We start from the raw sequence: 12,736 nt of genomic DNA, 5'->3' as shown, positions 1-12,736 counted from the left end.
TTCTTTGAATTCTAGAGCTATGTTTAGCTTCACTCTTAATTCCAAGTGCCATGTTTTTACCGCTAACGGAGCAATTCTCAATTAGACTCATAATCATTCCAGAAAGACATTCTAGCCTTGATTTTTTCCAAGAAAAGTTTAGTATCAGTGACTGAAGTAGTATATTGTGCATAGTCAGAAAATACACTCTTATACTACTTCAACCTCCCATATACAATACCTTTGCAGAGTATTTATTACAAAAATTGTAGGGTACTATGGTCGTGATGCTCCGACTGCTGCAAATTTTGTTCCACTGCAAAAATATTCTTCAGTTAATAGGAAGGCTAATAATTTTGCTTATCAGCTAATTGCTGGAGTGTCTGTTAGTTTAAATGAAAAGGCAAGGATTGATGTTGCCTATATCTTGGCAGATTATGGGCAAACAAAATTTTCAAAATGTAATGATGTTGAAATAAATAAAACTAGTTATCAAACTCATAACATAATTGCTGGGCTAAGATTTGATATATAATATATAACTCACCCGCATAACAAACACTATTGCCATCCCCGTTCACTATTATCATTCCCGCTTCTTTCCCTTGTCATTCCCGCGTAAGCGGGAATCTATAATACCTCAGGGTATTTTTAGATACCTGCTTTCGCAGGGATGACAACCATTGTCCTATATTTTATTCAAATCTGCAAAAAAAACTTGATTATCGAGTTTAATTAACTTAATTGCAGATGTTATATTGAAATAAGAAGGAAATTGTGATATTTAATCTTCCAAGACTAACTATAGTTAATTCAGGAGAATTTGGGGCTAGGAGCGATGAGTGACAACGTCACCAACTTCTCTTGAATTAACTATATACATTAAACACTGAAGACTTGTTAGATAACTGTCCAAAAAGGTGGATATAACTCCGGAATGTTAACTAATCGCATAAGTTCTTATTTTATTTGTTTCTTCTTGCTAGGTATAGTGGCGGGGGGAAATTTTTCATTGGTCACATTTACTATTCATTACCAATTATCACAAGCAGGATATTCAACTGATATTATTGGCTTAATGTTTCTAACCTCTATGCCATATTGCCTAAAACCAATATTAGCACCATTTATTGATAAATATTCTGTACCTATTATATGTAAAAAATTTGGTCAACGTCGAGGATGGGCACTAGCTGTACAAGGATGTTTATTAGTTACTACTAGTGGATTTTTAATTATAGCTCCCCCTGTTAACATCGTTATTACTGCCATTTTAAATTTTACTATTTCCTGTTGTGCGGCAACTCAAGATATTATTTTAGATGCCTATCGTATAGAACGCTCTGCAACAAAGGAAGAGCTTTCAGTTGCTACAACTTTCAGTGGCACTGGTTTTCGCATAGGAATGCTGATTAATAGTACAGGAGCATTATATGTCTCTTGCTTCTTTAATTGGTATTGCGTATATCTATGTACCTTTTTTATAACAATGGCTGCCCCACTAATAATCTTATGCATGCAAGAGCCTGCTACAAAAAAAACTGAACATATTTTTACTAATTTAATTTCATTTAGCCAATATTCTAAAATCATTGGTGATAGCTTACTATTATTAAAACGACACCATCCAAATTGGATATTCATTATGCTGTTTGTCTTTCTATATAAAGCAAGCGATTCAATTACTATGGCAATGAGCTCTCCCTTATTTATTGACTTGTCCTTTACCTCCCAAGAAATTGCCTCTATTTCAAAAACCTATGGATTCATGCTAATGACCTTAGGGGGAATTATTAGCGGTATTCTAACTACAAAAGTAGGGATATCTCGAGGTTTACTAATATGCGGTATTCTACAATTACTATCCCCCTTAATGCTAATGTTTTTATCTATAGTAGATCATGATCTAGTTATATTTACTATAACAATTACTGTACAGAATTTCTGTTGCGGACTTGGTAATACCACTCTTATTATTTATCTTTCTAGTTTATGTAATGGCGAATTGATCGCCACGCAATACTCAATTATTTCTTCTTTTAGCTCCTTTGTACGTATTATTTTATCCTGTTTATCCGGTATTTGTGCAAACTATATGGATTGGTCCAATCTTTTTTTATTCACTACCTTATTTAGCATGCTATTTGTATTAGCCTTTTTAAAGATACGTAAAAGTTAATGGTTTGACTATAATTGTTAAATATTCAACGCTCCACGATATATTTCTATTAGGCTATCTTCTTCAGCAAGATCATCTTTGTCTTTTTTCTTAAGTTTCAGAACATGCTTAATTATCTTAATATCATAGCCTTTATGTTTAGCTTCTTCATAAGCATCCTTTATTAGATCAGTTAACTCGTTTTTCTCTTCCTCTAGCTTCTCAAGTTTACTGATAGTGTCAATTAAATCTTGTGAATCGATTATCTCTGTCATAATTATAAATATTATAAGTTTAGTAAAATGCCAATTACCAAATTATTTGTTAAAAAATAAATAATTAAAGTAACAAACTATTCTCTTCAAAAACCCTACTTTGTCAATGGATTCTTTAGCAAGAAGAGCTATTTCTTGAACATCATTGTCAACAATTACAGTTATTTTACCAACAATATCCCCAGCCTTTAAAGGAGCTGAAACAGTTGGCGGTATCGATATTTTTATATCAATTTTTTCTTGGTTAGAACGTGGCACAACCATTGATAACTTTTCTGCTGCTACAAGTTGCACTTTATCCTGTACACCAAGCCATACATTAATTTCTTCTATTATATCACCTTTAGCATAAAACTTTTTGTGAATAAAGTTTTGCTTAATCCAATCTAATAGCATTAGAGATTCATCCGCTCGCTTTTTCATAGAACTAAGACCGTTAACAACCATAATATAGCGACGCCCATCATCTATACATGATGTGACCATGCCATAACCCGCATTATCAGTAAAACCGGTTTTAATACCATCGCATCCAATATCTTTGTATAATAAAAGATTACGATTTCCTTGAGTAATAGGTCGACCTTTTTGATCTTTACCAAAAGTAAAATATTTTTTACTATAAATATGATAAAATTCCGGGTGGTTTTTAATAAGAGCCATACTAAGTATGGCAAGATCATAGGCGGTGCTATAGTGATTTTCTGCTGGCCAACCACTAGCATTAACAAAATGAGTATCCTTCATACCTATTTTCTGTGCTTGTAAATTCATAGCCTCAACAAAATTTTCTTCCGTTCCGTACAATCCTTCAGCAGCTACAATACAAGCATCATTTCCTGATTGAACAATAATACCATTTAGAATATCTTCAAGACGTACCATTTCACCTAGAGGCATGAAAGACTTTGACCCTCCCATACGCCAAGCTTTCTCACTTACAATAAAATGCGAATCAAACGATGCCTCGCCCTTTTGAATTTTCTCCTCAATAAGATAAGATGTCATTATTTTGGTCATTGATGAGGGAAACATATGCTCATCAGCATTCTTTGCCAACAACACTTTACCTGTAGCATAATCTATGACTATTGCTTGCTTTGCTTCAAGGGTTATTGCATTAGTATCAGGATGGCGAGTAATATTATTATTTCCCTCTGTGCTAGATGTCACTGCTTTAACAGGAGACTCTGCCTTAACAGTAACAATAGACCTCTTGCCTAACTCTACTTCTGCTGGTAATTTGGACAATGATGCGGTACTCGAATCCTCACGTACACTTGAGTACGCTGCGGTTCTGCGTTCCGCGTCTCCTTCAAATTCCTCAGCATAAGCGAGTTTTGTAAGAGGTCTAATAGGTAATATTAAGAGACAAATTAATATCAAATATAGTGTAAATATCGGGGTTTTATAAATCTTGTTCATGTAATGTAATGCCATAATTATCAATTTTGTTTAAATATAGCAGATTTTTATACTACACTAATAGCTGTTTTCATTATTTTTACAGTATATAGTCAATTGATGAGAAATAGGGGGTTATACCATAAAGGTGGTTCTCTGTTAATCCATTTCGGTGGTAATTTATCATGGTGCCATTTTGCATTGAGATATTTTCTATAAGCTTCACAAGGATCGCTAATATGCTTAAAATCCACCTGCATGCTCTCTGATTTAGTACAATTAGCAAATGGAGTTATTATGCCATCTTGAATATCAGCTCTATGTTCTAACAAATATGGTAATAACCTTGTAGTCGCATGTTTTTTGTTATAACGAAAACTATATTCTTCGCATAATGCTAAAAAATGCTGAAATAACCAGTCCCAATTGCCAATATTCAATGCCGCCCAGATAGTACATGGGTGCTTCATGTGAGTTGGTTTGTAGATATGCTGATAAGTAACACCACTATTAATGAATATGGCGGTACTTAATAATTGGGCTGTCTCTAAAACCATTTTAACTACCCGTTTGTTATCCAAGGCTTGGGCAGATATTATAGGACAGTTATTAGTAACAAAAATATTCATAAATTTTATCAATAAAATAAATAGGTTTATATTAGCTATAGCATAGATTCCTCACTATAGTCAATTGATGAGAAGTTAGTGACGTCATCACTCGTCGCTCGCCTATTACTTATAGGCATCGTTCCTGCTATCTACTTCTCCTGAATTGGCTATACTATGGTTGTACATGTAAATTAATCGGTTTATCTATTGCAATAGCATATCTATAAATTGTTTTTAAACTTGGAAAATGTTTACCGCTTTCTAAACGTGCTATTACAGATTGGGTGGTATTCATTTTTTTGCCACCTCTTCTTGAGTCATGTTAGCCTTAATTCTAGATAGTATTAAAGCATAAGATATTTCATACTCTAGAGAAGATGCTTCATATTCTTTTTTTACTTCAGGATTAGCAAGTAATTTTTCTCTTAATGATTCATATTTTATCATAATTTATTTCCTTCATTCTTTGTTTTGCTATTAACAATGCTTTTTTAGGGGTCTTCTGAGTCTTTTTTATGAAAGTGTGAAGAATAACTATTTTTTTCTTATGAGCTAAAAAATAGATTGATCTTGCTATATTTACTTTTCCATTTAGCCTTATTTCCCACAAATTACCTTCAATAGGTTTGACATTAGATTGCTTCGTCGCTACTAAAGTAGCTTCTCGCAATGACGCCATGCATAAGGTGAGATACTAAGTTTTCTTCTTAGTACTACAGTTGTAGATTGAATGTGAGTGTTCACGGAAAAAAGGTTAAAGTATAAGATGTCATTGCGAGGAGGTTGCCAGACCGACGAAGCAATCCAGGAAAGTGATTAAAAATGGATTGCTTCGTTGACCTTACGGTCTCCTCGCAATGACGGTTTTTCAATTATTGTTTTCTTAAACTGACGCTTATGTACTCCATCGCTCCTAGCCCAAAATTCTACTCCTCAAGAGTTTAAGCAAGGCTATCAATTAACTTAGCCATGCCTTCTTCATCTAACTCTTCAAAAAAATCATCGTTGATTTGGACAACTGGTGCATTAACACAAGCACCCAAACATTCAACTTCTGTAAGGCTAAACTTTTTATCGCTGGTTAGCTCACCGAAATTAATAGCCAGTTTATTCTTACAGATAGTAGCAATTTTATCGCTACCCCTTAGCCAACAGGGGGTAGTACCACAAATTTGTATGTGATATCGTCCTACTGGTTGTAGATTAAACATGGTATAGAATGTTGCAACTTCATAAGCTCTGATGAAAGGTATATTTAGAAAATTTGCTACATACTCTATCGATGCTTTAGGTAACCAACCATTCATTTGCCGTTGGGCAAGGTCAAGTAACGGTAGGATCGCACTTTTCTGTCTATTTTCAGGATATTTCTTAATAATATCTTGAGCTTTTTTTAAATTTTCATCATTAAAACTGAAATTTACTGGTTCATCATTCATCGATCAATTTCTCCAAAAACAATGTCAAGACTGGCAATAATAGTTACCACATCTGCCATCAAATGGCCTCTCGACATAAAGTCTAAACCTTGCAGATGAGCAAATCCAGGGGCTTTAATACGGCATCTATAGGGTTTGTTGCTTCCATCAGAGTATAAATATACCCCAAACTCGCCTTTTGGGGCTTCAACAAATCGATATATCTCGCCTTGTGGTACGTTATATCCTTCAGTATAAAGTTTAAAATGATTAATCATTGCTTCCATCGATTCTTTCATTTGCTTTCTTGATGGTGGAGCAATTTTAGGGTCATCAGTTTTAATACTACCTTTCGGTATTTTTTCAAGACATTGTTGTATAATTTTAAGTGATTGGTACATTTCTTCAATGCGAACCAAATACCTATCATAACAATCACCATTTTTGCCAATTGGTATGTCAAAATCTAGTTCACCATATACATCGTACGGATTGGTTTTTCTAAGATCCCATGCGATACCTGAGCCTCGTAGTATTGGACCAGAAAACCCCCAATCCATAGCTTCTTTTTGGCTTACTACTCCGATATCTACTAGGCGTTGTTTCCAAATCCTATTGTCATTTAACAAGGTTTCAACATCTTGTAATTTTTTAGGAAATTGTTGAATAAAAATATGAATATCTTCTAATATATCATCTGGTAAGTCTTGGGCAACGCCACCAGGTCTAAAATAATTTGCATGCATTCTAGAACCAGATACACGCTCGTAAAATTCCATAATTTTTTCACGTTCCTCAAATAACCATAATAGAGGGGTAGTAGCACCAACATCTAGAGCTTGGGTTGTGATATTAAGGATGTGGTTAAGGATACGGGTAAGTTCAGAAAACATCACTCGAATAAATTGAGCTCGTCTTGGAACTTCGCAGCCAAGCAATTCTTCAACTGTTAAGGCAAAGGCGTGTTCTTGGCACATTGGCGATACGTAATCTAATCGATCAAAGTATGGTATAGCTTGTAGATATGTTTTATACTCAATTAATTTTTCAGTACCACGATGCAATAAGCCAATATGTGGATCTGCTTTATTGATCACCTCACCATCCATTTCTAAGATTAATCTTAAAACTCCATGGGTAGCTGGATGTTGTGGTCCAAAATTCAGTACAACATTTTTATTATTATCACTCACCTTATTTTAAACTCCGGCAATTATTGTCCTCTATATAGCTGCCCTGAATAGTACTGCTCAATTTGTCATTCCCACTTCGGTGCGGAATCTAAGACCCCACACCAAAGCAGGGGTGACAGCCTTGTAATAGACGTCAATTTAATTATCTATATATTTTTGAGTATATACCAAAATTTCTGTCCACTAAGTGAAAAAGTGAAAAAATTATATAATTAATCTTATTTTTCTATTTCTTTTATCAAAGCCTGTTCACCCTCAGTAAGAGTTTCTGGAGAAGACGATTTAGAGTTTTCTTTATCTTTTACTTTAATAGCAGGTAAGTCATAGTGAGGAGGCATTTCTAGAGTTTTGTTGCGTCCTACCTTGTATTCATCAGGTCCAGGGGGCACAATTCCTATTGTTTCTTTTACTTCTTTACTGCATGCAGATAACATTATTACAGTAGCAAATAACCAAAAAATTATACGCACTTAATCTCCTTTTAAATTTATATTTTCCTTAAAAGCAAGCTCACGGATCCTATCTGCTTCAGCTTGTATCATAGTGTGATTATATTTAATGTCTTGTTGTTGTTCAACAATTTTCTTAGTTTTATAATAATCATGTATCAAAAATATTACTCCTAATGAAATGAAACTATCAGCTAGATTAAATATTGGAAAACCAAAATCTTGATAATGAAAATAAATAAAATCAAATACTGCCCCATTAACAAAACGATCGATCCAATTACCGATAGCACCACCAATGACAAAACTATAACCAACAAAGCCTGTCATTGTCTTACATTTTAATAAGATATACCATAAATATATTATAACAACAGAATTAATAACTATAAACAACATATTGCTATACTGATAATAATTTCGGAACATTCCAAAACTAATACCATGGTTCCAGCTATAAACTATATCTAAAAAGCTTGTTACTTTCATGGTTAGACCAATTTTGCCCCTTAGATAATTTATAAACCACCATTTTACTAATTGATCTATAATTACCAATTTAATAACTATACGGCTATTTTGACGAATAATTAGTAATATTCTTTTTAATGTTAATGGTATATGCATATTACAAACAATCTTACCGCAAATATTGGTTATTAGATTCTAAACAGTCATGGCAATGTAAAAGTCATAGCAAAATGCTCGGGATTTTTAAATTACCCGATCTAAAACCACTTCCTCTTTTACTTTTCAACAGTTGTGACTAAAGAAACTACTCACTAATATTGCCGGTATTCCCAGAGTTTTCACCAGTTACATTTACACCAAGCTCTTCGTTACTAGAATGTTCAGCATTAAGAAATGTTAGTGAGCTTCCTAGATAATGTTTTAGTGCTTCTAAAGAATTTGCTTGTTGTGGTAAGCCTACTGGTAAGATTACTTGTACACTCGCCTGATTTGCCCCTGGCTCAATACTCTGAAATCCTACTGTTGTTTCTGAAGAAATTGTTATATTTAGCTCTTCTTCTGAGTTAGATGTTTTTCTCATAAACCCCCTGTTTTTACATTAGAACATACCCAAATACTACATTTGAATATCTACACTCATATAATACATTTTATAATACAATACCATTAAAAAATCAAATTTTATGACCATAAGTTTTTCATTTTGTTAAAAAAACTAGCATCATCTTCATCTTTGTCGCTTGACAATTCTGTATCTAGCATCTCTAGTAATTCTTTTTGTTTTTTAGTAAGATTTTTCGGTATCTCAATATGGATGTGGGCAAACATATCCCCTCTAATGGTTGATCTAACCTTAGACATACCTTTACCTTTTAGTCTTAGTTGTTCGCCATTTTGTGTGCCGGCTGGTATTTTTAACTTTACCTTACCACCTTCTATGTCTGGTACTTCTACTTCTCCACCTAAAATAGCTTTAATGAAACTAATAGGTAGTCGACAATGCAAATTAATTCCATCAACTTTATACAGGTCATGTGGCTTAATAGTAACAAAAATATACAAATCTCCATTACTGCCTCCTCGCATTCCGGCATCTCCTTCACCAGTAAGTCTTATTCTTGTGCCTTCCTCAATACCAGCTGGAATATTTACCAATAAATTCCTATGTTGTGAATGACGCCCTTGACCATGACATTTTTTACATGGATTTTTAATTATTTGCCCTGCACCTTGGCATTTTGCACAAGTTTGTTCTAAGGTAAAGAAACCCTGTTGTATTCTTGTAGCCCCGCGTCCTCCACAAGTATCACATTTGGTCATGCCAGTATCATTATTTTCTGAACCACTACCGTTACATGGTGAACACTTTACTTCACTAGTAAAGCTAATATTTTTCTCGATACCACGAAATGCTTCTGACAAAGTAACTGTGATTTCATATTTTAAATCTGAACCTCTAACGCTAGTGGACTGGTGCGACCTTCTTGCCCCGCCACCCATAAAATCATTAAAAAACTCACCAAATATATCATTCAAATCATGATTTCCCCCTCTAGAAGCCTGCCTTCCAGCTGACGATGCTGCTCCTGAATTATGAAAAGCCTCATGTCCAAAACGATCATATGCTGCTCTTTTCTGCTCATCTTTTAGTACATCATAAGCACTACTTATTTCCTTAAACTTTTTTTCTGCTTGTTGATCCTGTGAATTACGGTCAGGATGATATTGCATAGCTAATTTATGATAAGCCTTTTTTATTTCTGCTTGGCTAGCAGTTTTATTAACTCCAAGTACTTGGTAATAATCTTTTGTAGACATAATAAGGATATCTTATTTTAAATTTTATTTTTAGCCAAAACGTCATTACGAGCGAACGTATATGAGCGTGGTAATCCATTTTTTCTGGATTGCTTCGGAGGCTTACGCCTCCTCGCAATGACGCTTGAGATGCATACATGTCATTGCACATAGGCTTAAGAAAATAATAATTGAGAAACTGTCATTGCGAGGAGACCGTAAGGTCGACGAAGCAATCCAGAAAAAATGGATTACCACGCCACCTACGATAGCTCGCAATGGCATAGTAATTACTTATTACTTACATCCTCGTAATTAGCATCAACTACTTTATCGTCATCACTTGCCTTAGCTTCTGTATTACTATCATCTTCTGATGGAGATTTATACATAGCTTCTCCAATTTTCATGCTTGCTGCCATAAGAGTGTCAGTTTTCGCTTTAATTTCTTCAAGATTATCTGACTCTAAAGCTGCCTTTAACTCTGTTATAGCATTTTCTACTTGTTGTTTATCACTAACTGATATTTTACCATCATATTCTTTTAGAGTCTTTTCAGTTGAATAAATCAAGCTATCGGCATTATTTTTAGCTTCAATTAATTCACGACGCTTTTTATCCTCATCAGCATTTTTTTCCGCATCTTTGACCATTTGTTCAATTTCTGCATCACTAAGCCCTCCGGAAGCCTGGATAGTTACTTTCTGTTCTTTACCACTAGCTTTATCTTTGGCAGAAACGTGAACTATACCATTAACATCAATATCAAAGGTTACTTCAATTTGTGGTGCTCCTCGTGGGGCAGGAGGAATACCATCCAGATTAAATTGCCCAAGTAGCTTATTAGCAGCTGCCATTTCCCGTTCACCTTGGAATACTCTAATCGTTACCGCATGTTGGTTATCGTCCGCCGTAGAGAATGTTTGACTTTTCTTGGTAGGAATAGTTGTATTACGATCAATCAGCCTAGTAAATACCCCCCCAAGAGTTTCAATACCTAAAGATAAAGGGGTAACATCTAGTAATAATATATCAGTAACTTCTTTGTTTAATACCCCACCTTGAATAGCAGCCCCTAGAGCTACGACTTCATCAGGATTTACTCCTCTATGTGGTTCGCGACCAAAAAATTCTTTTACCTTGTCAATAACTTTTGGCATTCTAGTCATACCGCCAACTAGCACTACTTCCTGAATATCTGAGGCTTTTAGCCCAGCATCTTTTAAAGCTTTCTTACATGGTTCGATTGTATCATCAATTAGCGTTGCCACTAAGGATTCTAACTTTGCTCTAGTAAATTTTATATTTAAATGTTTAGGACCTGAACTATCAGCTGTAATATATGGTAAATTAACATCGGTTTGCGGTACAGATGATAATTCTTTTTTAGCTTTTTCGGCAGCTTCTTTCAAACGCTGTAAAGCTAAAGGATCTTTGCGTAAATCCATACCACTTTCTTTCTTAAATTCATCGATTAAATAATCTAGAATTCTCGAATCAAAATCTTCCCCACCAAGGAAAGTATTACCATTGGTAGATTTAACCTCAAATACTCCGTTACCTATTTCTAAAATTGATACGTCAAACGTACCGCCACCAAGATCATAAACTGCAATTATTTTGCTTTCAGCTTTATCAAAACCATATGCTAAAGCTGCGGCTGTTGGTTCGTTGATTATCCGTAATACGTCCAAACCAGCAATTTTTCCAGCATCTTTGGTTGCTTGACGTTGTGCATCGTTAAAATATGCTGGTACAGTAATAACTGCTTGCGTTACCTTTTCACCAAGATAATTTTCAGCTGTTTCCTTCATTTTTTGCAGAATATAAGCACTAATTTGACTAGGTGAATATTTTTCTCCGTTAACTTCAACCCAAGCATCATTATTAGCAGCTTTTACGATTTGGTACGGTACAAGGTCTTGATCTTTTTTAACCATAGGATCAGAGAAACTTCTACCTATCAATCTTTTAATGCCATATAAAGTATTATTTGGATTGGTCACAGCTTGACGCTTTGCTGGTTCGCCAATTAATTTTTCACCACCGCTAGCAAATCCTACCATTGAGGGAGTCGTTCTAACTCCTTCGGCATTTGCTATAACTTTCGGTTCTTTCCCTTCCATTACTGCAACGCAGGAATTTGTTGTTCCTAAATCTATACCTATAATTTTTGCCATATACACTCCTAATTCCGATTAAACAATTCAACTTAACAAGTTCTGATATAGTAATTTACAATCTATTTTACAAGAGGTGGTGATGAAAAAAAATCATGAGAATACCCACATATGGGAGTAGAGTAAGGCATTTGGACGAATCACCTATTTCACTTTGCGCATTTCTACGATTTTGAATTCCCCTAATCTTTTCTTTATTAGAACCTTCTCTTACTTCGATTAATCCTTGCTCTAGATATTTTAACTTAGAGCTTTCAGCATAAAGCCTCATATGCTGAAAAAATTTTGTAAACTTACCCACTAACTTATTACCACCATTCCAATAAAGATCCTCAATCATCAGCCTCTCGTTAGGTTTTAGCTTATCCCAAGACTTACCATAAATATTTTTTAGTTCGATTCGATTAGTAGCACTCTTATAGTCGTATATCATTCGAGATTGCTCAGTTGTAATAGTTTGCTGACCATTATAAACTTTATCAAATGATATCAACCCCTGAAATATTGCCTGCCAAACAATTCTTGCTTCGGGATTATCCATATTAAAACCTATCCCTATAGTCTTATTTCCTTTAATATCTTTATATATTTGTAATATTTCATTTTCATTGCCTTTAATAAAAGCAAGTGCCATTTCTTGATAAAATTGTAAATGTTCTGGCTTAAAAAGATTTAAACCATGTAATTTATCCCGTAACTCAGCGGCAAATTTTATACTTACTACACGTCAATTCGGGATAAGGTTATAATTTAGAGGAAAGTCGAAATTGCAATTTATGGAAGGTTTATTTTTCTTAAGAG

General features: G+C 34.4%; 16 protein-coding genes. 2 read left to right on the top strand and 14 right to left on the bottom strand.

Features of this window, described 5'->3' with window-relative positions:
- Window positions 1-166 precede the first annotated feature (166 nt).
- Both RiCNE_RS03445 and RiCNE_RS03440 read left to right on the top strand, forming a co-directional pair.
- Complete coding sequence (locus RiCNE_RS03445; protein ID WP_094649224.1) at window positions 167-514, top strand: outer membrane protein; 348 nt, start codon at window positions 167-169, stop codon at window positions 512-514.
- Window positions 515-916: 402 nt separating this feature from the next.
- Complete coding sequence (locus RiCNE_RS03440) at window positions 917-2,158, top strand: MFS transporter (RefSeq protein ID WP_094649223.1); 1,242 nt, start codon at window positions 917-919, stop codon at window positions 2,156-2,158.
- 17 nt (window positions 2,159-2,175) lie between these two features.
- Here RiCNE_RS03440 and RiCNE_RS03435 read toward each other — a convergent pair whose 3' ends face one another.
- From RiCNE_RS03435 to RiCNE_RS03380, 14 genes are all read right to left on the bottom strand, one after another.
- Window positions 2,176-2,412, bottom strand: a complete 237-nt coding sequence (locus RiCNE_RS03435; protein WP_094649222.1) for a GapR family DNA-binding domain-containing protein — start codon at window positions 2,410-2,412, stop codon at window positions 2,176-2,178.
- A 42-nt stretch (window positions 2,413-2,454) separates the two neighbouring features.
- Entirely contained in the window at window positions 2,455-3,852 is a 1,398-nt protein-coding gene (locus RiCNE_RS03430) for a palindromic element RPE1 domain-containing protein (protein WP_094649221.1), read from the bottom strand.
- Between the two features lie 77 nt (window positions 3,853-3,929).
- The gene (locus tag RiCNE_RS03425; protein ID WP_094649220.1) at window positions 3,930-4,445 is read right to left on the bottom strand and encodes a pyrimidine dimer DNA glycosylase/endonuclease V; all 516 of its coding nucleotides are present in this window, start codon (window positions 4,443-4,445) and stop codon (window positions 3,930-3,932) included.
- A 154-nt stretch (window positions 4,446-4,599) separates the two neighbouring features.
- On the bottom strand, window positions 4,600-4,722 hold the full coding sequence (locus tag RiCNE_RS07275) for a helix-turn-helix domain-containing protein (RefSeq protein WP_133062932.1): 123 nt from the start codon (window positions 4,720-4,722) through the stop codon (window positions 4,600-4,602).
- Window positions 4,719-4,874, bottom strand: a complete 156-nt coding sequence (locus RiCNE_RS07480) for a hypothetical protein (protein ID WP_157905664.1) — start codon at window positions 4,872-4,874, stop codon at window positions 4,719-4,721. Before RiCNE_RS07480 ends, RiCNE_RS07275 begins: the two co-directional genes overlap by 4 nt.
- Complete coding sequence (locus RiCNE_RS03420) at window positions 4,861-5,106, bottom strand: type II toxin-antitoxin system RelE/ParE family toxin (RefSeq protein WP_094649219.1); 246 nt, start codon at window positions 5,104-5,106, stop codon at window positions 4,861-4,863. The genes RiCNE_RS07480 and RiCNE_RS03420 overlap by 14 nt, the downstream gene beginning before the upstream one ends.
- A gap of 262 nt (window positions 5,107-5,368) precedes the next feature.
- Window positions 5,369-5,866, bottom strand: a complete 498-nt coding sequence (gene nuoE, locus RiCNE_RS03415; protein WP_094649218.1) for an NADH-quinone oxidoreductase subunit NuoE — start codon at window positions 5,864-5,866, stop codon at window positions 5,369-5,371.
- Complete coding sequence (gene nuoD / locus RiCNE_RS03410; RefSeq protein ID WP_094649217.1) at window positions 5,863-7,038, bottom strand: NADH dehydrogenase (quinone) subunit D; 1,176 nt, start codon at window positions 7,036-7,038, stop codon at window positions 5,863-5,865. The genes nuoE and nuoD overlap by 4 nt, the downstream gene beginning before the upstream one ends.
- Before the next feature lie 218 nt (window positions 7,039-7,256).
- Window positions 7,257-7,508, bottom strand: coding sequence for a DUF3035 domain-containing protein (locus RiCNE_RS03405; RefSeq protein ID WP_094649216.1), 252 nt, complete (start codon window positions 7,506-7,508; stop codon window positions 7,257-7,259).
- A complete protein-coding gene (lspA, locus tag RiCNE_RS03400; RefSeq protein ID WP_192866926.1) occupies window positions 7,509-8,108 on the bottom strand; it encodes a signal peptidase II in 600 nt (199 codons plus the stop codon). It abuts the gene before it with no gap.
- A 154-nt stretch (window positions 8,109-8,262) separates the two neighbouring features.
- Window positions 8,263-8,538, bottom strand: coding sequence for a hypothetical protein (locus tag RiCNE_RS03395; RefSeq protein ID WP_094649214.1), 276 nt, complete (start codon window positions 8,536-8,538; stop codon window positions 8,263-8,265).
- A gap of 101 nt (window positions 8,539-8,639) precedes the next feature.
- Window positions 8,640-9,776, bottom strand: coding sequence for a molecular chaperone DnaJ (gene dnaJ / locus RiCNE_RS03390; protein WP_094649213.1), 1,137 nt, complete (start codon window positions 9,774-9,776; stop codon window positions 8,640-8,642).
- Window positions 9,777-10,045: 269 nt separating this feature from the next.
- Window positions 10,046-11,935, bottom strand: a complete 1,890-nt coding sequence (gene dnaK / locus RiCNE_RS03385) for a molecular chaperone DnaK (protein WP_094649212.1) — start codon at window positions 11,933-11,935, stop codon at window positions 10,046-10,048.
- A 67-nt stretch (window positions 11,936-12,002) separates the two neighbouring features.
- Window positions 12,003-12,569, bottom strand: a complete 567-nt coding sequence (locus RiCNE_RS03380; protein ID WP_094649211.1) for a hypothetical protein — start codon at window positions 12,567-12,569, stop codon at window positions 12,003-12,005.
- Window positions 12,570-12,736 lie beyond the last annotated feature (167 nt).

Origin of the sequence: Rickettsia endosymbiont of Culicoides newsteadi, from assembly GCF_002259525.1 — a bacterium.
Lineage (GTDB): Bacteria > Pseudomonadota > Alphaproteobacteria > Rickettsiales > Rickettsiaceae > Tisiphia.
This window is presented reverse-complemented; position numbering and strand designations above follow the sequence as displayed.

What these genes read in the sequence shown, in the direction of transcription:
- RiCNE_RS03420 (WP_094649219.1), bottom strand. Translation starts at nt 5,106, where the DNA reads ATGGCGTCATTGCGAGAAGCTACTTTAGTAGCGACGAAGCAATCTAAT.
- RiCNE_RS03440 (WP_094649223.1), top strand. Translation starts at nt 917, where the DNA reads ATGTTAACTAATCGCATAAGTTCTTATTTTATTTGTTTCTTCTTGCTA.
- RiCNE_RS07275 (WP_133062932.1), bottom strand. Translation starts at nt 4,722, where the DNA reads ATGAATACCACCCAATCTGTAATAGCACGTTTAGAAAGCGGTAAACAT.
- RiCNE_RS07480 (WP_157905664.1), bottom strand. Translation starts at nt 4,874, where the DNA reads ATGATAAAATATGAATCATTAAGAGAAAAATTACTTGCTAATCCTGAA.
- RiCNE_RS03380 (WP_094649211.1), bottom strand. Translation starts at nt 12,569, where the DNA reads ATGGCACTTGCTTTTATTAAAGGCAATGAAAATGAAATATTACAAATA.
- RiCNE_RS03435 (WP_094649222.1), bottom strand. Translation starts at nt 2,412, where the DNA reads ATGACAGAGATAATCGATTCACAAGATTTAATTGACACTATCAGTAAA.
- RiCNE_RS03425 (WP_094649220.1), bottom strand. Translation starts at nt 4,445, where the DNA reads ATGAATATTTTTGTTACTAATAACTGTCCTATAATATCTGCCCAAGCC.
- dnaK (WP_094649212.1), bottom strand. Translation starts at nt 11,935, where the DNA reads ATGGCAAAAATTATAGGTATAGATTTAGGAACAACAAATTCCTGCGTT.
- RiCNE_RS03395 (WP_094649214.1), bottom strand. Translation starts at nt 8,538, where the DNA reads ATGAGAAAAACATCTAACTCAGAAGAAGAGCTAAATATAACAATTTCT.
- dnaJ (WP_094649213.1), bottom strand. Translation starts at nt 9,776, where the DNA reads ATGTCTACAAAAGATTATTACCAAGTACTTGGAGTTAATAAAACTGCT.
- nuoE (WP_094649218.1), bottom strand. Translation starts at nt 5,866, where the DNA reads ATGAATGATGAACCAGTAAATTTCAGTTTTAATGATGAAAATTTAAAA.
- RiCNE_RS03430 (WP_094649221.1), bottom strand. Translation starts at nt 3,852, where the DNA reads ATGGCATTACATTACATGAACAAGATTTATAAAACCCCGATATTTACA.